The sequence below is a fragment of the Ectopseudomonas oleovorans genome (assembly GCF_029845265.1).
Taxonomy (GTDB): Bacteria; Pseudomonadota; Gammaproteobacteria; order Pseudomonadales; family Pseudomonadaceae; genus Aquipseudomonas; species Aquipseudomonas oleovorans.
This window is the reverse complement of sequence record NZ_JAOCLK010000045.1, coordinates 1-17,344: the sequence shown is the minus strand read 5'-3', so window position 1 is coordinate 17,344 and position 17,344 is coordinate 1. Positions and strand designations below refer to the sequence as shown.

The window sequence follows — 17,344 nt, the reverse complement described above, 5'->3', positions numbered from 1 at the left end:
AATGGGCGTTAAGTTCAATAGGCCCGATAGATGGGCAGTATCGAATGATTGTCTGCCTGTACCACAGTGGCTTCAGGCCAGGTCGGGAAAGGTGGCGGCATGCCTGGCGATCCAGTCCTGCGCGCATTGCTCGATGGCAACTGGCTGGCCAGACTCGTGTTCGAGCTGTTGCCGGTAATGCTGGATCTGGCAGACCTGTTCGACCATGCGGGCGCGGAACAGGGTGTCCTCATCGATGAAGGCGATGCCCACCAGATAGTCGCTCTCCTGGCGTCGGCACCAGGCTACCACGCCGGGATAGCGCGCCTGATCGCCCAGCAGCGGGATGCGCAGCTCGACCGAGGTGCCGCGACGAAAGCCCCGTGATGACTTGCATGCGACCCCGCCCAGGCTGATATTGTTCAGCCGTTGCCGGGGGATGCAGGACTGTCTGCGCAACACCAACTCCACCGGCATGTCACTTGGATGACGCAGAAATTTACGCATGAACACCGACCTCGAGTGCAGGCAAACTGATATCAGTGACTTCAGTATAGCGACGCAACTGGAACTGACCGATCTGGATGCCGACCGCTGCCTGCTCGATCTTCCCGGTACCTCGCTGGTGGTTTTCACAAGCACGGGCTGTGCCAGCTGTCGCTGGGCACGCCAGGCGTTGCCCGCCATGCCGCTACCGCTCGAGCGCCTGTGCTGGATCGATGCAGGCCATAACGCCGGGCTGGTGGCGCGCTACGAAGTTTTCCATTTGCCAGCGTTGTTTATGGTCAAGGACGGTCATTTCTTTGGCGCACTGTCTGCGCGCCTTACCCATTGCGATCTGTTAACCGCCATGCACGAGGCGTTGCTTCGTCCGGCTGAGGAGCTTCCCTGATGTCCCAATCCCCCGTGCCACGTATCGGTATCATCGGTACCGGCGCCATCGGTGGTTTCTACGGCATATTGCTGACTCGTGCCGGCCATGATGTGCACTTTCTGCTGCGCAGCGAGTACAGCGCGGTGGTCGAGCGCGGCCTGCAGTTGAACAGCGCGGTGCATGGCGCACTGAATCTGGCGCCGGTACAGGCCTACCAGTATGTTGACGAGATGCCTCCGTGCGACTGGTTGCTGGTCGGTGCCAAGACCACGGCCAATGCCGAGCTGGCACCCCTGATTGCCAAAGCGGCCGCGCCGGGTGCCAAGGTGGTGCTGTTGCAGAATGGCCTGGCGGTGGAGGATGAGCTGCGTCCGTTGTTGCGTGACGATCTGCATCTGCTCGGTGGGCTCTGCTACATCTGCGTTCATCGCAGTGCCCCCGGGGTGATCGAGCATCAGGCCTTGGGTGCGATCAACCTGGCCTATCACTCCGGGCCGCTGGATGACGACGATGCGCGTCTGGCGCTGGTCGAGGAGGGCGCCAGCCTGCTGCGCAGCACCGGCCTGGATTCGGCGGCAATGCGTGATCTGGCGCAGACGCGCTGGCAGAAGCTGGTGTGGAATATCCCTTATAACGGCCTGTCGGTGCTGCTCGATGCCGATACACGGCGCCTGATGGGTAATGCTGACAGCCGCGCACTGATCGCTGACATGATGCAGGAAGTGGTGCAGGCTGCTCAGGTACTGGGCTACGTCATGCCGGACAGCTATGCGAACAAATTGCTGACCGCCACACAGCGCATGCCCGATTACCTGCCGAGCATGTACCACGACTTTGCCCAGGGGCGACCGGCCGAGCTGCACGCCATCTATGAAGCACCTCTGGCGGCTGCCGATGCCGCGGGTTTCGATATGCCCAAGGTGCGCGCCCTGTATCAGGCGCTACGTTTCATTCAGGCTCGCCGGGAGGCCTAAGCATGGGTAAGGGGCTGGGGGACAAACTGGTGCTGGCGATTTCCTCGCGGGCGCTGTTCGATCTGAGTGAAAGTCACCAGATCTACGAAAGCGAAGGGGTGGAAGCCTATCGCCGCTATCAGATCGAGCATGAAGACGAAGTGCTGATGCCGGGCGACGCCTTTCCGCTGGTGGAGAAGCTGCTTGGGCTGAACACACGGCTCAGCGAACAGCGCGTGGAGGTCATCCTGGTGTCGCGTAACAGCGCCGATACCGGGCTGCGTGCGTTCAACTCGATCCAGCACTACGGGCTCGGCATATCCCGCGCCGCCTTCGTCGGCGGCCGTAGCCCCGATCCTTATCTGGCGGCCTTTGGCTGTCATCTGTTTCTGTCTACTCATGCCGACGATGTGCGTAATGCACTGAAGGCCGGTTTCGGCGCAGCCACGCTGCTTTCCGGTGGCGCGCGGCGGGCGAACAGCAACGAACTGCGCATCGCCTTCGATGGCGATGCCGTGCTGTTCTCCGACGATTCCGAGCGCGTCTACCAGAGTGGCGGTCTCAACGCCTTCCAGGATCATGAGCGCGAAGCCGCAAGGCAGGCGCTGCTGGGTGGGCCTTTCAAACCCTTCCTGGCGGCACTGCACAGCCTGCAGCAGGAGTTTCCCGAGGCAGACTGCCCGATCCGTACGGCGCTGGTTACCGCGCGTTCGGCGCCGGCACATGAGCGTGTGATTCGCACCCTGCGCGAATGGAACATCCGTCTGGATGAATCCTTCTTCCTTGGCGGGCTGGACAAGTCGGCGGTGCTGGAGGCCTTCGCTGCCGATGTGTTCTTTGATGACCAGACCGGACACTGTGAAAAAGCTCGCCAGGTGGTAGCGACCGGTCATGTCCCCCATGGCGTCAGCAACGAGTTGGTGCCCTGAGCCTGGGCCTATGCAGGCGCCCAAGCGCCTGCATATAGCCATTCGTCCTAAATAATGCTGCCGATCTTGCTTTGTCTGATGCGCTGCTAAGCTCAATCAAGGGCCTGCGCCAGCAGTCGAGGAGGCCGCGTGATCCGCTCGATACTCTATGCCACCGATCTGGGGCTTTACGCCTCCTACGTGCTGCAGCACGCCCTCGCCATGAGCCGCAGCTTCAAGGCCGATCTGTATGTGGTGCACGCGGTTGAGCCCATGGGGTTATTCGCCGAATCCGTGCTGCAGACCTACCTGGACGAAGACACCCTCGGGGAGCTGCGGCGTAATGGGCTGAATACCGTCATGGCCAGTATCGAGCAGCGTGTGCTGGAGGGCTTTCGCGACGAACTGGGTGAGGGTCAGCAGGATCTCAAGTTGATTCGTGCGGTGCGGGTACTTCAGGGGGATCCGCCTGTGGTGATTCTCGAGGAGGCCCAGAAACTTGGGGTGGATCTGCTGGTCGTAGGCAGTCACAGCCACGGCACGGATCTGACCGTACCGCTGGGGCGTACGTCCGCACGGATCGTGCAGCTATCAGAGGTGCCGGTGTATCTGGTGCCTATGCTGCAGCATCGGGGGCGGGGAGAATTGTAAGTTTAAATAATAAAATGTGCTGATATACAGACTAGACCAATAATATGGTTATATATGGCGTTGGCAGCTCTTGGCCCGCCTTACTGCTCTGAGGGAAATCTATGAAGCTTCAGCAATTGCGCTACATCTGGGAAGTTGCGCACCACGACCTCAATGTATCGGCTACTGCTCAGAGCCTGTACACCTCGCAGCCAGGGATCAGCAAGCAGATTCGCTTGCTCGAGGATGAGCTGGGCGTGGAAGTCTTCGCCCGCAGCGGCAAGCATCTGACCCGCGTAACTCCGGCGGGTGAACGCATCATCACCACGGCCGGTGAGATCCTGCGCAAGGTTGAAAGCATCAAGCAGATCGCTCAGGAATTCTCCAACGAGAAGAAGGGTACGCTGTCCATCGCCACCACTCACACCCAGGCGCGTTACGCCCTGCCTCCGGTGATCAGTGCCTTTATCAAGCAGTACCCGGATGTTGCCTTGCACATGCACCAGGGGACGCCGACGCAGATCGCCGAGATGGCCGCCGATGGCAGTGTCGATTTCGCCATCGCCACCGAAGGCCTTGAGCTGTTCAACGACCTGATCATGATGCCGTGCTACCGCTGGAACCGTTGCGTGGTGGTACCGCAGGGCCATCCCCTGACCAAGCTGCCGAAGCTGACCCTCGAAGCGCTGGCCGAGCATCCCATCGTCACCTACGTGTTCGGTTTCACCGGGCGCTCGAAGCTAGACGAAGCCTTCAGCCATCGCGGCCTGACACCCAAGGTGGTGTTCACTGCCGCCGACGCCGACGTGATCAAGACCTACGTGCGCCTGAACCTGGGGGTGGGCATCGTGGCCAAGATGGCGGTCGATGCCAAGCTCGACCCTGATCTGGTGGTGCTCGATGCCGATGACCTGTTCGAGCCCAGTGTGACCAAGATCGGCTTTCGTCGTGGCACCTTCCTGCGTGGCTTCATGTGTGACTTCATCGAGCGCTTCGCCCCGCACTTGACCCGCGACATGCTGGCCAAGGCCGTGCAGTGCCATAACAAGTCCGAGCTCGAAGAGCTGTTTGCAGGTGTCGAGTTGCCCATGCACTGACACCGCAGGTGTCACGAAAAATGGCGCCTATAAGGCGCCATTTTGTTTTTGTACGCAGATCAGTGGTTCAGGTGCAGGCCGCATTCGCGATTGTCTTCGCCCTTGGTCGGATCGAAGTAATCGAACTCGTTCGGCAGGTCGTGGGCGACCAGGTACTGATACAGATCCTTGGAGGTCCAGTGCAGCAGCGGGGCGACCTTGATCAGGCCGTCCGGGTTGATGCTGATAGGGGCCATCTGCGCGCGCACGGCGGTGTCGGTGGCACGCAGGGCGGTGAACCAGACGCTGGGTGCGGTCTCGCGCAGGGCGCGGGCGAAGGGCTCGAGCTTCACTTCCTCGGTGAACGCGGCGTGGCGCGGATCATCCAGGCCAGGCACCGGGCCGTCGATGGCCTCGCGGTGCGCGCGTGAACGCTTGGGCAGGTAGATGATCAGGTTGAGGCCCAGCTTGCGGGTTACCTCGTCGGCGAAGCGATAGGTGGCTTCGGTGTTGTAGCCGCTGTCCATCCAGACCACCGGGATATCCGGTTTGACCTGGCTGACCATGTGCAGGATCACCGCTTCGAAAGGGCGGAAGTTGGTGGTACAGATGGCGGGTTTGCCCAGCCCTATGGCCCACTGCACCAGCTTTTCAGGCTGGTTGCCGAGTTCGGCGTTGAGCGCGTCCAGGTCGAGTTCCATGGTGAGGATTCCAGATCGTGTGCGTGAAGGTGCGATGGTAGCAAAGGCCGGTTATGCAGCTAAATAACTAGCTGGATGGTAGAGCTTCAGTATGGTTATAAGCAGTCGCATTGCGCCCACCAGGCTCAGCGGCTAGAGTGCCGACTCCTTTTTGGCTCAACCGAGGAGTGGCCTGTGGAAATCGCGTGTCTCGACCTGGAAGGCGTACTGGTCCCGGAAATCTGGATCGCCTTTGCGGAAAAAACCGGTATCGAGTCGCTCAAGGCGACCACCCGCGACATCCCCGATTATGACGTGCTGATGCAGCAACGCCTGCGCATTCTCGATGAGCACGGCCTGAAGTTGAAGGACATTCAGGACGTGATCGCTACCCTGAAGCCGCTCGATGGCGCAGTGGAGTTCGTCGACTGGCTGCGTGAACGTTTTCAGGTGGTGATTCTCTCCGACACCTTCTACGAGTTCTCCCAGCCGCTGATGCGTCAGCTCGGTTTCCCGACTCTCCTGTGCCACCGCCTGATCACCGACGAGAACGATCGTGTGGTCAGCTACCAGCTGCGCCAGAAGGATCCCAAGCGTCAGTCGGTCATCGCCTTTAAGAGTCTGTACTACCGCGTTATCGCGGCCGGTGACTCGTACAACGACACCACCATGCTCAGCGAAGCCCATGCCGGCATCCTGTTCCATGCGCCGGAAAACGTGATTCGCGAGTTTCCGCAATTCCCGGCCGTGCATACCTACGAGGATCTGAAGCAGGAATTCCTCAAGGCATCGAACCGCAAGCTGAGCCTGTAGCTGACGTAGTGCGGGTGTAACCCGCCATCGCAATCTGGCGGGTTGCACCCGCACTACGTTTCTAAAGCCCCTCCAGCGTCTCCAGCAATACCTTCACCTTGGTGATGGATTCCTGGTATTCGGCCTGCCAGTTGGAGTCGGCGACTATACCGCCGCCGCCCCAGCAACTGACCTTGCCGTCCTTGACCAGCAGGCTGCGAATGGCGATGGAGCTGTCCATCTCACCGCGTACGTCGAGATACAGCAAGGAGCCGCAATAGAGCCCGCGCCGTGTCGGCTCCAGCTCATCGATGATCTGCATGGCGCGGATCTTCGGTGCGCCGGTGATGGAGCCACCAGGGAAACTGCAGGCGATCAGGTCCAGCGCATCCTTGCCGGGCGCCAGCTCGGCGGTGACGCAACTGACCAGATGATGCACGTTGGGATAGCTCTCCAGGGCGAACAGCTCCGGTACTTTCACCGAACCGATGCGGCAGCTGCGGCCCAGATCGTTGCGCAGCAGATCGACGATCATCAGGTTCTCGGCGCGGTCTTTGCTGCTCGCCAACAGCTCCTGCGCCTGCGCTTGATCATCGTCGGTGTCATCGCCGCGGCGCCGAGTGCCCTTGATCGGACGGGTTTCCACCTGACCGCTGCTGACCTTGAGAAAGCGTTCGGGCGACAGGCTGAGAATGGCGTCGCCATCGCCCAGGCTCTGAAAACCCGAGAAAGGCGTGGGGCAGGCCTGGCGCAGTGCGAGGTATGCCGCCCAGGGATCACCCGTGCAGGGCGCCTGGAAGCGCTGGGCGAAATTCACCTGATAGCAATCGCCAGCGAGGATGTAGCCCTGGATGCGCTCGATCGCCTGGCGATAACGGTGCTCGTCGATAGCGGCCTGGAACGGCTGAGTCAGTCGGAAGGGCGCGAGTTCCTCGCCATGCGCTGCTTCGAACAGCATCCGCAGGCGCCGGCGCTCTGCCTCCGGCAGCGCCGGGTGAAACAGCAGGGTGCTGGTACCCAACTGGTGATCGCTGATCAGTGCCCAGGCGTAGAGACCGAAACGGGCATCCTCGAGATCGAGATCATCGACGCTCTGTTCGGGCAGCACTTCCAGGCGGCGGCCGAAGTCATAAGACAGGTAGCCGATCAAACCACCGACGAATGGCAGCTCCTGCTGTGCTGGAGCCTCGGCGGGGCCGAGGCTCTGCAATGCGCCTCGCAGACGTTGCAGAAAGCCGTTGGCCGATTCGTCGGGCGTGGGCGCCAGTTCTGCCAATGGCCAGGCGCTCATAAGGTCATAGCGTCCACGCGTGGCATTCGGTCGTCCGGCATCCAGCAGTACGGCGCCGGGGGCCTGGCGAATGCGCTGGAAGTAGTCGCTGGGGTCGGTGCGGTAAGCAATAGGGTGCAGAGAGCAGCTGGGCATGCGTGGCAGTCGAATGGGTTGAAAGAGCGATTGTAGTCCGCCGCTAATATTCATCCTAGGGCTTCGGCCAGGTTTGCTCCGGTACGCTCGGCTGATTAGTATGGAGTCGTGCCAGGGTGTTGAACTGCCGTACCAAAACAACAGTGAATGAAGGAATCCAGGCCATGGATGTAGTGATCGGCCCTGCCGCTGGAAGCCTGCTGCGTTCAAAACTGTCGCCGCCCAGGCATCCGTGGACTATCTGAAAAGGCCCCAGGTGGAAGCCGCGCTTTCGGCCTACCCCCCCCACGCCCGCCTCGTGTTGTTTTGCGCGCCTGCTGGTTTTGGACCACCGCGTTGGCGATGCAGGTCGAGCAGCGTCGTCAGGCCGGCAGCGCTGTTGCGTAGCTATCGCTGGGCGATGCTGATGATGAGCCGGTACGTTTCTTCCAGCAACTGATCGAAGTATTGGGCGTTCACTGCCCGGTCTGGGTGATTACGCCCTGGGCTACCTGCGCAATACCATGCGGGTGCCGGTCGAGGCCGTGATGGAAAGTCTGCTGGTGAAATGCCTGATCGGCGCCGAGTGGGAAGAGGCGCGCAGCCTGTTCATCGAGGAAGGCGAAGCCATACGCCAGTTACTGCAGCTGTTGGAATCCGTCGAGCACCAGCCGGCGCTGCAGGCATTCATCCGTAGTCTGTTGAGCGCCTGGCCCTGCCAGGAATCGCCGCATGCCATTGCCGTGCTGGAGGAGGGGCTGACCGAGCGCGAGCGTGAGGTGGTCTGTCTGGCCGCCAAGGGCATGTCCAATGATGAGATCGGCCAGCAATTGGCGCTGGCCCTGGGTACCGTCAAATGGCACCTGCATAACCTGTTTTCCAGGCTGGGCGTACGCAGCCGTACGCAAGTCGTACTCAAGGGCAAGAGCCTGGGGCTGCTGAGCGAGGCATGAGACGGTGGGGTGAGGGGGGCGAGCTGGCGAGGGTGCATTGAGCGGGTCGTAAGGTGCGGCAGCACCTTACGACGTTCGCTGGTCAGATTTCCTTGCTGGCGACGTGACCAAACAGCTCCTGGGAGAAACGCACGCGCTCTTCTGCGTCTTCCTGAATACCCTTGGCTTTCAGTTCTTCCAGGCGGGCTTCCACGGCATGGGCGCGGTGGGTCAGGCCACAGTCATTGGCGATCTGGATATTCAGGCCGGGGCGGGCATTGAGCTCGAGAATCAGCGGGCCCTTGTCCTGGTCCAGCACCATGTCCACGCCTATGTAACCCAGGCCACACAACTCGTAGCAGCCGGCAGCGAGCTTCATGAAACCGTCCCAGTTCGGCAGTTGCACGCCGTCCACCGCATTGGTGGTGTCCGGGTGCTTGCTGATCTTGTTGTTCAGCCAGGTGCCGCGCAGGGTCACGCCGGTGGCCAGGTCGACGCCGACGCCGATGGCGCCCTGGTGCAGGTTGGCCTTGCCGTTGGACTGGCGGGTCGGCAGACGCAGCATGGCCATCACCGGGTAGCCCATGAGCACGATGATGCGGATGTCCGGCACGCCTTCGTAGCTGATGCTCTTGAAGATGGTGTCCGGGGTCACGCGATATTCGATCAGCGCACGGTCGCGGTGACCGCCGAGCGAGTACAGACCGGAGAGGATGTTGGAAATCTGCTGCTCCAGTTCCTCGTGGCTGACGATCTTGCCGGACACCGTCTTGAATCGGTCCTCGAAGCGGTCGGCGATGACCATGATGCCGTCACCGCCGGCGCCCTGCGCCGGCTTGATGACGAAATCGGTGCGCCCGGCGATGATCTCGTCGAGTTTGTCGATGCCTTTTTCGGTGTCGATGATGCCGTACAGCTCCGGCACATCGATGCCGGCCTCAATGGCCCGCTCCTTGGTGATGATCTTGTCGTCGACGATCGGGTACAGGTGCCGTTTGTTGTACTTCAGCACGTAATCCGCATTGCGTCGGTTGATGCCCATGATGCCTTTGGCTTCAAGGGCCTTCCACGTTTTGATTAGGCCGAACATGGTCTTAGTCCTTGAGGAAGGCTTTGAAACGGAACAGTTCGGTCAGGCGGTAGCCGCGGTAACGGCCCATCGCCAGCATGAAAGCCACCAGAATCAGCAGGATCGCCGGGAAGGTGAACACGAAGTACACCAGTTGGGGCACGCTCATCAGCAGGTGGGCGATGGTGGCGGCGAACAGGGTGCCGATGGCGACCTTGAAGGCATGGCTGCCGCCGCGCTCTTCCCAGGTGATCGACAGGCGTTCGATGGTCATGGTCAGAATCACCATCGGGAACAGCGCCACCGACAGACCACGCTCTAGGCCCAGCTTGTGGCTGAACAGGCTGATGGCGGCGATCAGCACCACGACGAAGGTCAAGACCACCGACAGGCGCGGCAACATCTGTAGCTTCAGGTGTTCGAGGTACGAGCGTAGTGACAGGCCGAGTGCAGTGATCACGGTAAACAAAAAGATACCGAAGCCCAGCTGGGTTTCGCGGAAGGCCAGAGCGATCAGCACCGGGGTAAAGGTGCCCAGCGTCTGCAAGCCACCGAGGTTGCGCAGGATCAGGATGACCAGCACGCCAATCGGGATCATCACCATGACCATGAAGGTCTGCTGGGTCTGCAGCGGCAGGCCGTACAGCGAGTATTCGAGGAAGCTGGCGTCGGTGTTCTCATCGGTCAGTTTGGCTAGGCGGATGGCGTTCATCTCGCTGTTGTTCAGACTGAAGCTGACTTGCGCCTGACGGCCGCCTTCGAGGCTGACCAGATCACCGTCGCCGATCCACCAGATCAGGCGGTCTTTCGGCAGGCCCTGTTCACCGGTTTCCGGGTTGAAATACAGCCACTTCTGACCGTTGAAGCTGCGCAGCCAAAGCTCCGGCGACTGCGCCACTTCGGCCTGCAGGCGAATGGTGTGCACACGCTCCATCGGCACATGGGCGATGGACAACAGCAAGTCGACGGCCTTGGCCTTGTTGGCGATGGAGGCGTCGCCGCCGAGCAGCAACTTGACGTTGTCGTCATTGACGTTGTTGACGCGCTTGATGGTTTCGCTGATGAAGGTTTCGACATCCGCCGAGTGCTGGCGGATCGGCGCCAGCAGGGCTTCGGCCGCGATCTTCTCGGGGCCTTCGACCGGGATGCTGTCGCGGAAGATCGGGCCTTTTGCAGGCGCCTGCTCGCCGCTGTAACGCTTGGTCAGAACCAGTCGGTAATAGAGGGTCTGCTTGCCATTGGCACGACGTGCCGACCAGGTGACGCGGCGGTTGCCGTCGACACGGTTGACGCTGACGCCGTAATTGTTGGAGATGAAGCTCTCGTTGAGGCTGACGTAGTCCTGGTTCAGCGGCGGGACGAACATCTGCAGCTTCACCGGCTCACGCGGGTTGGCCTGGAATTCGACCTTGGCGTCGATGTTCCACAGATCGTCGGTCTCATCCTCGGTCACCGGAATGCCGAGAATGAAGATTTGGTATGCCGTAATCAGAACGCCCAGGGCCACCAGGAGGGTGATCAGGACTTTCAGATGCAGGTTCAGAGAGCGCATGGGAATTACTCGCCAGGGGTTGCGTCATTGGTGCAGTCGGGTTTGCCGGCTGCATATTTAAGGCTTGGATCGACTATGGCCTCGAAGTGCTTGAGCGCTTCGGAGCCGATCAGAAGCGGGTATTGGAATGCGCTTCGGTCGGTCAAGTTCACTTCGATCATGCGCAGGGTCTTGCCCATGCACAATTCAAGGTCGATTACCGGGCGTGCCGTATAGGTCTTGCCTTCATCGGGGTCGAAATCGCCAGCACGGCGTTTGATCTTGCTGATTCGCGCCAGCGGACGCTCGATGGTGCGCTCTTGGGCATTGTCGATGGCCAGCACGAAACGCACCCAGGTTTCTCCGTCACGCTTGAAGCGTTTGATATCGCGGGCACTCAAGGACGCGGTTTTGGCGCCAGTGTCGAGTTTGGCGGCTACCTGCAGGTCCAGTTCTTCTACGTGAATATATTCATTCAGACCATAGATCGACTTGCCCATGGCCAGAGCAGGGCAGGACAAGGTCAGCAGGCAGATCAGCAAAGAGAAGGGTTTCAGTCTCATGTGTCCTTGAGAGGGTATTGCCAGTGGCGGGATGGGGGCAGCAACTCGCAGGCATCCTGCCATACAACTTTCTGCCGTGAAGTCTAGCAGGCATGGCAAAAGGCGATGGCCAGGCAGGAACAGTTGGATTCTAACATGGGGATTTTACGTGCCGACAGACGCTTATGTAGCTTTCTGCAAGTAAGGTGGCGGTTTGCCTGATCGGGCGAGCTGGACGTATTGTCGACAATGCTTTGGTCTGCTTTGACATTTTTGGCTTTATGGCGTAGTTATATCGCCCTGAATATCTATTGGTGTTGACAATCATGCTGCTTCAATCAGATGCGTCAGCAGCGCCGCAGGTGGATTCGGAGACGCTTTCCGAGCACGTCTTCCGTCTGATCCAGGCCGCTATCGTCAAAGGCGAGATCGCCCCGGGTAGCAAGATCTCTGAGCCCGAGCTGGCGCGCACCTATGGCATCAGTCGTGGCCCTCTACGCGAGGCCATTCATCGCCTGGAAGGGCAGAAGCTGCTGGTGCGCGTGCCACATGTGGGGGCGCGGGTGGTGTCGCTCAGTCATGCCGAGTTGGTCGAGCTGTACGAGATTCGCGAGTCGCTCGAAGGCATGGCCTGCCGCCTGGCGGCCGAGCGCATGACCCAGCAGGAGATCGATGAGCTACGCCAGGTGCTGGAGCTGCACGAGCAGGATGCCGCGTTCAAGGCTGGTGTCGGCTACTACCAGCAGGAAGGCGACTTCGACTTCCACTACCGGATCATCCAGGGCAGCGGCAATCGCACCCTGGCCAAGCTGCTGTGCGACGAGCTGTACCAGTTGGTGCGCATGTACCGACTGCAGTTCTCCACCACACCCAATCGGCCGCACCAGGCCTTCGCCGAGCACCACCGCATTCTCGACGCCATCGAAGCTCGTGACGGTGAACTGGCCGAATTGCTGATGCGCCGCCACATCGGCGCCTCCAAGCGCAATATCGAGCGCCACTACGTTTCCCAATGTGGACAGGAAGCGCTCACCCCTTCATCCAAGACTCGAGGTGATTCATGACCCAGCTTTCCGCCGGCCAGCGTTTCCGCCAGGCCCTCGCCGAGGAGCAGCCACTGCAGGTTATCGGTGCGATCAACGCCAACCATGCACTGCTGGCCAAGCGCGCGGGCTTTCGCGCTATTTACCTGTCCGGTGGCGGTGTCGCCGCCGGCTCGCTCGGCTTGCCGGATCTGGGCATCAACACCCTGGATGACGTGCTCACAGACGTGCGCCGCATCACCGATGTCTGTGACCTGCCGCTGCTGGTGGATATTGACACCGGCTTTGGCCCCAGTGCCTTCAATATCGAACGCACCATCAAGAACCTGATCAAGGCCGGTGCTGCCGCTGCGCATATCGAGGATCAGGTGGGTGCCAAGCGCTGCGGTCACCGTCCGGGCAAGGAGATCGTCTCCTGCGAGGAAATGGTCGACCGCGTCAGGGCCGCCGCCGATGCCAAGACTGACCCGGACTTCTTCCTCATCGCCCGCACCGACGCCATCCAGGCCGAGGGCGTGGATGCCGCCATCGAGCGCTGCCAGGCCTACGTCGAGGCAGGTGCTGATGGCATCTTCGCCGAGGCCGCTTATGACCTGCCGACCTACAAGCGCTTTGTTGACGCGCTGAATGTGCCGGTACTGGCCAACATCACCGAATTCGGCGCCACGCCGCTGTTCACCCGCGATGAACTGGCGTCGGTCGGCGTGGCCATCCAGCTCTACCCGCTGTCGGCCTTCCGCGCGGCGAACAAGGCGGCCGAAAGTGTCTACACCTCGATCCGCCAGAACGGCCACCAGAAGGATGTGATCGAGCTGATGCAGACCCGCGCCGAACTTTACGACCGCATCGGCTACCACGCCTTCGAGCAGAAGCTCGACGCGCTGTTTGCCGCCGGCAAGAAGTAAAAACAGCGAGGTCGTAGGGTGGGCCGGGCGACGATTCGCTTCAGCCCACCGCATCAGCGCTGCCGGATGGCTGAGGCGGTGGGCTGAAGCCCACCCTACCCAGAGCACAGCAGAACAAAAAGAGTCGAGGAGATAACCATGAGTGCCACCGAAACCACGCCAGGCTTCAAGCCGAAGAAATCCGTTGCCCTCAGCGGCACAGCCGCCGGCAACACCGCCCTGTGCACCGTTGGCCGCACCGGTAACGACCTGCATTACCGTGGCTATGACGTGCTCGATTTCGCCAATCGCTGCGAGTTCGAGGAGATCGCTCACCTGCTGGTGCACGGCAAGCTGCCCAACGTCGCCGAACTGGCCGGCTACAAGGCTAAGCTCAAGGCTCTGCGCGGCCTGCCGGCCGGGGTGAAGGCGGCACTTGAGCAACTGCCGCCTTCGGCGCACCCGATGGACGTGATGCGTACCGCAGTCTCCGTACTCGGCTGCCTGGCGCCGGAAAAGGACGATCATAACCACCCTGGCGCCCGTGATATTGCCGACAAGCTGATGGCCAGCCTGGGCTCGGCGCTGCTGTACTGGTACCACTACAGCCACAACGGCAAGCGCATCGAGGTGGAAACCGACGACGACTCCATCGGCGGCCACTTCCTCCATCTGCTGCACGGCGAGAAGCCACGCGAGTCCTGGGTGCGCGCCATGCACACCTCGCTCAATCTGTATGCCGAGCATGAATTCAACGCTTCGACCTTCACCTCGCGGGTGATCGCCGGCACCGGTTCTGACCTGTTCTCCTGCATCGCTGGCGCCATCGGCGCGCTACGCGGGCCGAAACACGGCGGCGCCAACGAAGTGGCCTTCGAGGTGCAGAAGCGCTACGACAGCCCGGAGGAGGCTGAGGCCGATATCCGCGAGCGAGTAGGGCGCAAGGAAGTGGTGATCGGCTTCGGTCATCCGGTCTACACCGTGAGCGACCCGCGCAACAAGGTGATCAAGGAAGTGGCCCGCGAGCTGTCCGTGGAGCAGGGCAACACCAAGATGTTCGACATCGCCGAGCGTCTGGAAACCATCATGTGGGACATCAAGAAGATGTTCCCCAACCTCGACTGGTTCAGCGCCGTGAGCTACCACATGATGGGCGTGCCCACCGCCATGTTCACCCCGCTGTTCGTCATCGCCCGCACTGCCGGCTGGTCGGCGCACGTCATCGAGCAACGCATCGACGGCAAGATCATCCGCCCGAGCGCCAATTACACAGGCCCCGAAGACCTGAAGTTCGTGCCGCTCAAGGAGCGTAAATGATGAACACTCAATACCGTAAAAGCCTGCCCGGCACCGCGCTGGATTACTTCGACGCCCGCGAAGCGGTCGAGGCGATCCAGACCGGCGCCTGGGACAAGCTTCCCTACACCTCGCGCGTGCTGGCCGAGCAACTGGTGCGCCGCTGCGAGCCACAGGATCTGACCGCCGCCCTGGAGCAGTTGGTCCATCGCAAGCGCGACCTGGACTTCCCCTGGTATCCGGCGCGGGTGGTCTGTCATGACATTCTCGGTCAGACCGCGCTGGTGGATCTGGCCGGCCTGCGCGATGCCATCGCAGAAAAAGGTGGTGACCCGTCCAAGGTCAACCCGGTGGTGCCGACCCAGTTGATCGTCGACCATTCGCTGGCCGTCGAGGCGCCGGGCTTCGATCCGGATGCCTTCGAGAAGAACCGCGCCATCGAGGATCGCCGCAACGAGGATCGCTTCCATTTCATCGACTGGACCAAGACCGCGTTCAAGAACGTCGACGTGATCCCGGCCGGCAACGGCATCATGCACCAGATCAACCTGGAGAAAATGAGCCCGGTGATCCAGGCACGCGGCGGCATTGCCTTCCCCGATACCTGCGTCGGCACCGACTCGCACACTCCGCACGTGGATGCCCTGGGCGTGATCGCCATTGGCGTCGGCGGCCTGGAGGCCGAGACGGTGATGCTCGGCCACCCGTCGATGATGCGCTTGCCCGATATCGTCGGCGTCGAGCTGACTGGTAAGCGCCAGCCCGGCATCACCGCCACCGATATCGTCCTGGCTATCACCGAGTTCCTGCGCAAGGAAAGGGTGGTGGGGGCCTGGGTCGAGTTCTTCGGTGAAGGGGCGGACAGCCTGTCCATCGGTGATCGCGCGACCATCTCCAACATGTGCCCGGAATACGGCGCCACCGCCTCGATGTTCTACATCGACGGCCAGACCATCGACTACCTCAAGCTCACCGGTCGCGAGCCGGAACAGGTGGCGCTGGTAGAAAACTACGCCAAGACCCTGGGTCTGTGGAGCGACGCGCTGAAAACCGCCGAGTACGAGCGTGTGTTGCGCTTCGATCTGGGCAGTGTGGTGCGCAACATGGCTGGGCCAAGCAACCCGCATCGCCGCCTGCCGACCTCGGCGCTGGCCGAGCGTGGCATCGCTGACGAAGCCAAGCTGCAAGCTGGCAAGGGTGAAGAAGCCCAGGGGCTGATGCCCGATGGCGCGGTGATCATCGCCGCCATCACCAGCTGCACCAATACCTCCAACCCGCGCAACGTCATCGCTGCTGGTCTGGTGGCGAAGAAGGCCAACGCGCTGGGCCTGGTGCGCAAGCCCTGGGTGAAGACGTCATTCGCTCCAGGTTCGAAAGTCGCCAAGCTGTATCTGCAAGAGGCTGGCCTGCTGCCGGAACTGGAGAAGCTCGGTTTCGGCATCGTCGCCTACGCCTGCACCACCTGTAACGGCATGTCCGGCGCGCTCGATCCGGTGATCCAGAAGGAAATCATCGACCGCGACCTGTACGCCACCGCTGTGCTCTCAGGCAACCGCAACTTCGACGGGCGCATCCATCCCTATGCCAAGCAGGCCTTCCTCGCTTCGCCACCGCTGGTTGTGGCCTATGCCATTGCCGGTACCGTGCGCTTCGATATCGAGCAGGACGCGCTGGGCACCGATGCCCAGGGCAACCCCATCACGTTGAAGGACCTGTGGCCGAGCGACGAGGAGATCGACGCCATAGTCGCGGCGAGCGTCAAGCCCGAGCAGTTCAAGCAGATCTATATCCCGATGTTCGACCTCGGGACGGTGAAGGAAGCCGACAGCCCGCTGTACGACTGGCGGCCGATGTCCACCTACATCCGCCGCCCGCCTTACTGGGAGGGTGCGCTGGCCGGCGAGCGCACGCTCAAGGGCATGCGTCCGCTGGCGATCCTGCCGGACAACATCACCACCGACCACCTGTCGCCGTCCAACGCCATCCTGGCGGACTCGGCCGCCGGTGAGTACCTGGCGAAAATGGGCCTGCCGGAGGAGGACTTCAACTCCTACGCCACCCACCGTGGCGACCACCTGACCGCACAGCGCGCCACCTTCGCCAACCCGCAACTGGTCAACGAGATGGCTGTGGTCGACGGCCAGGTGAAGAAGGGCTCGCTGGCCCGCGTCGAGCCGGAAGGCCAGGTGATGCGCATGTGGGAAGCCATCGAGACCTACATGAACCGCAAGCAGAACCTGATCATCGTCGCTGGTGCCGACTACGGCCAGGGCTCGTCGCGGGATTGGGCGGCCAAGGGCGTACGTTTGGCGGGCGTGGAAGTGATCGTCGCCGAAGGCTTCGAGCGCATCCACCGCACCAACCTGGTGGGCATGGGCGTGCTGCCGGTAGAGTTCAAACCGGGCACCACGCGCCTGACCCTGGGGCTGGACGGCACCGAAACCTATGACATCGAGGGCGATATCTCGCCGCGCTGCGACCTGACCCTGGTGGTCAATCGCCGTAACGGTGAAGTGGTTCGGGTGCCGGTGACCTGCCGACTGGATACCGCGGCGGATGTCAGCGTGTACAAGGCCGGCGGCGTGCTGCAGCGCTTCGCCAAGGACTTCCTCGAAGGTGCGGTGGCTTGATAACTCCCTCTCCCATTTATGGGAGAGGGTTGGGGAGAGGGTGCTTCAGGTAGCTCGCGGCTTTTGGATGCTCCCTCTCCCCCGGCCCCTCTCCCGCCAGCGGGAGAGGGGAGGCAAGCG

General features: G+C 61.6%; 16 protein-coding genes and 1 pseudogene. 11 read left to right on the top strand and 6 right to left on the bottom strand.

All coding sequences use genetic code 11. From position 1 onward, the window contains the following. Positions 1–72: 72 nt before the first annotated feature. On the bottom strand, positions 73–486 hold the full coding sequence (locus N5J71_RS18620; protein ID WP_279530389.1) for a PilZ domain-containing protein: 414 nt from the start codon (positions 484–486) through the stop codon (positions 73–75). On the opposite strand from N5J71_RS18620, the gene N5J71_RS18615 reads away from it, so the two are divergent. The 5 genes from N5J71_RS18615 (at position 485) to cysB (ending at position 4,441) form a co-directional block, all read left to right on the top strand. Continuing rightward, positions 485–871 (top strand): YbbN family protein, encoded by a 387-nt coding sequence (locus N5J71_RS18615; protein ID WP_279530390.1) that lies wholly within the window; start codon positions 485–487, stop codon positions 869–871. The two genes, N5J71_RS18620 and N5J71_RS18615, sit on opposite strands and share 2 nt — an antisense overlap. Next, entirely contained in the window at positions 871–1,827 is a 957-nt protein-coding gene (locus N5J71_RS18610; protein WP_279917386.1) for a putative 2-dehydropantoate 2-reductase, read from the top strand. The genes N5J71_RS18615 and N5J71_RS18610 overlap by 1 nt, the downstream gene beginning before the upstream one ends. Before the next feature lie 2 nt (positions 1,828–1,829). Next, entirely contained in the window at positions 1,830–2,735 is a 906-nt protein-coding gene (locus N5J71_RS18605) for a 5'-nucleotidase (RefSeq protein WP_003460025.1), read from the top strand. A 129-nt stretch (positions 2,736–2,864) separates the two neighbouring features. Beyond that, complete coding sequence (locus tag N5J71_RS18600) at positions 2,865–3,365, top strand: universal stress protein (RefSeq protein ID WP_279917385.1); 501 nt, start codon at positions 2,865–2,867, stop codon at positions 3,363–3,365. A 101-nt stretch (positions 3,366–3,466) separates the two neighbouring features. Then, positions 3,467–4,441: an HTH-type transcriptional regulator CysB gene (gene cysB, locus N5J71_RS18595; RefSeq protein ID WP_003460027.1), complete on the top strand. Its 975-nt coding sequence runs from the start codon at positions 3,467–3,469 to the stop codon at positions 4,439–4,441. 59 nt (positions 4,442–4,500) lie between these two features. On the opposite strand, the gene N5J71_RS18590 is transcribed toward cysB, so the two are convergent. Next, complete coding sequence (locus N5J71_RS18590; protein WP_074858212.1) at positions 4,501–5,121, bottom strand: phosphoadenosine phosphosulfate reductase domain-containing protein; 621 nt, start codon at positions 5,119–5,121, stop codon at positions 4,501–4,503. 174 nt (positions 5,122–5,295) lie between these two features. Here N5J71_RS18590 and thrH point away from each other — a divergent pair, with 174 nt between their 5' ends. After that, positions 5,296–5,913 carry a bifunctional phosphoserine phosphatase/homoserine phosphotransferase ThrH gene (gene thrH, locus N5J71_RS18585; protein ID WP_003460030.1) on the top strand — a complete coding sequence of 206 codons (618 nt, stop codon included), beginning with the start codon at positions 5,296–5,298 and terminating at the stop codon, positions 5,911–5,913. 61 nt (positions 5,914–5,974) lie between these two features. On the opposite strand, the gene pabB is transcribed toward thrH, so the two are convergent. Beyond that, on the bottom strand, positions 5,975–7,318 hold the full coding sequence (gene pabB / locus N5J71_RS18580) for an aminodeoxychorismate synthase component I (RefSeq protein ID WP_279917384.1): 1,344 nt from the start codon (positions 7,316–7,318) through the stop codon (positions 5,975–5,977). A 533-nt stretch (positions 7,319–7,851) separates the two neighbouring features. Between pabB and N5J71_RS18575 the strand changes: the two are divergent. Next, positions 7,852–8,250: pseudogene (locus N5J71_RS18575) on the top strand (LuxR C-terminal-related transcriptional regulator); the annotation flags it as partial. Between the two features lie 82 nt (positions 8,251–8,332). On the opposite strand, the gene N5J71_RS18570 reads toward N5J71_RS18575, so the two are convergent. The 3 genes from N5J71_RS18570 to rloA are packed head-to-tail and all read right to left on the bottom strand — an operon-like array spanning position 8,333 to position 11,392. Further along, entirely contained in the window at positions 8,333–9,319 is a 987-nt protein-coding gene (locus N5J71_RS18570; RefSeq protein ID WP_003460034.1) for an alpha-L-glutamate ligase-like protein, read from the bottom strand. A 4-nt stretch (positions 9,320–9,323) separates the two neighbouring features. Then, positions 9,324–10,850, bottom strand: a complete 1,527-nt coding sequence (gene rloB / locus N5J71_RS18565) for an osmotic stress tolerance membrane protein RloB (protein ID WP_003460037.1) — start codon at positions 10,848–10,850, stop codon at positions 9,324–9,326. Between the two features lie 5 nt (positions 10,851–10,855). Beyond that, entirely contained in the window at positions 10,856–11,392 is a 537-nt protein-coding gene (rloA, locus tag N5J71_RS18560; protein ID WP_039964566.1) for a retropepsin-like aspartic peptidase RloA, read from the bottom strand. Positions 11,393–11,697: 305 nt separating this feature from the next. Between rloA and N5J71_RS18555 the strand changes: the two genes are divergently transcribed. From N5J71_RS18555 to acnD, 4 genes are all read left to right on the top strand, one after another. Further along, positions 11,698–12,435: a GntR family transcriptional regulator gene (locus N5J71_RS18555; protein ID WP_003460041.1), complete on the top strand. Its 738-nt coding sequence runs from the start codon at positions 11,698–11,700 to the stop codon at positions 12,433–12,435. Next, positions 12,432–13,319, top strand: coding sequence for a methylisocitrate lyase (gene prpB, locus N5J71_RS18550; RefSeq protein WP_003460043.1), 888 nt, complete (start codon positions 12,432–12,434; stop codon positions 13,317–13,319). Before N5J71_RS18555 ends, prpB begins: the two co-directional genes overlap by 4 nt. A 138-nt stretch (positions 13,320–13,457) precedes the next feature. Continuing rightward, a complete protein-coding gene (gene prpC, locus N5J71_RS18545) occupies positions 13,458–14,615 on the top strand; it encodes a bifunctional 2-methylcitrate synthase/citrate synthase (RefSeq protein ID WP_279917383.1) in 1,158 nt (385 codons plus the stop codon). Next, the gene (acnD, locus tag N5J71_RS18540) at positions 14,615–17,224 is read left to right on the top strand and encodes a Fe/S-dependent 2-methylisocitrate dehydratase AcnD (protein WP_279917393.1); all 2,610 of its coding nucleotides are present in this window, start codon (positions 14,615–14,617) and stop codon (positions 17,222–17,224) included. The genes prpC and acnD overlap by 1 nt, the downstream gene beginning before the upstream one ends. Positions 17,225–17,344 lie beyond the last annotated feature (120 nt).

Coding starts and splice junctions, on each gene's coding strand:
- N5J71_RS18590 (WP_074858212.1), bottom strand. CDS start 5,121: ATGGAACTCGACCTGGACGCGCTCAACGCCGAACTCGGCAACCAGCCT.
- cysB (WP_003460027.1), top strand. CDS start 3,467: ATGAAGCTTCAGCAATTGCGCTACATCTGGGAAGTTGCGCACCACGAC.
- N5J71_RS18615 (WP_279530390.1), top strand. CDS start 485: ATGAACACCGACCTCGAGTGCAGGCAAACTGATATCAGTGACTTCAGT.
- acnD (WP_279917393.1), top strand. CDS start 14,615: ATGAACACTCAATACCGTAAAAGCCTGCCCGGCACCGCGCTGGATTAC.
- N5J71_RS18605 (WP_003460025.1), top strand. CDS start 1,830: ATGGGTAAGGGGCTGGGGGACAAACTGGTGCTGGCGATTTCCTCGCGG.
- N5J71_RS18570 (WP_003460034.1), bottom strand. CDS start 9,319: ATGTTCGGCCTAATCAAAACGTGGAAGGCCCTTGAAGCCAAAGGCATC.
- prpB (WP_003460043.1), top strand. CDS start 12,432: ATGACCCAGCTTTCCGCCGGCCAGCGTTTCCGCCAGGCCCTCGCCGAG.
- rloB (WP_003460037.1), bottom strand. CDS start 10,850: ATGCGCTCTCTGAACCTGCATCTGAAAGTCCTGATCACCCTCCTGGTG.
- rloA (WP_039964566.1), bottom strand. CDS start 11,392: ATGAGACTGAAACCCTTCTCTTTGCTGATCTGCCTGCTGACCTTGTCC.
- N5J71_RS18620 (WP_279530389.1), bottom strand. CDS start 486: ATGCGTAAATTTCTGCGTCATCCAAGTGACATGCCGGTGGAGTTGGTG.
- N5J71_RS18610 (WP_279917386.1), top strand. CDS start 871: ATGTCCCAATCCCCCGTGCCACGTATCGGTATCATCGGTACCGGCGCC.
- pabB (WP_279917384.1), bottom strand. CDS start 7,318: ATGCCCAGCTGCTCTCTGCACCCTATTGCTTACCGCACCGACCCCAGC.
- prpC (WP_279917383.1), top strand. CDS start 13,458: ATGAGTGCCACCGAAACCACGCCAGGCTTCAAGCCGAAGAAATCCGTT.
- N5J71_RS18555 (WP_003460041.1), top strand. CDS start 11,698: ATGCTGCTTCAATCAGATGCGTCAGCAGCGCCGCAGGTGGATTCGGAG.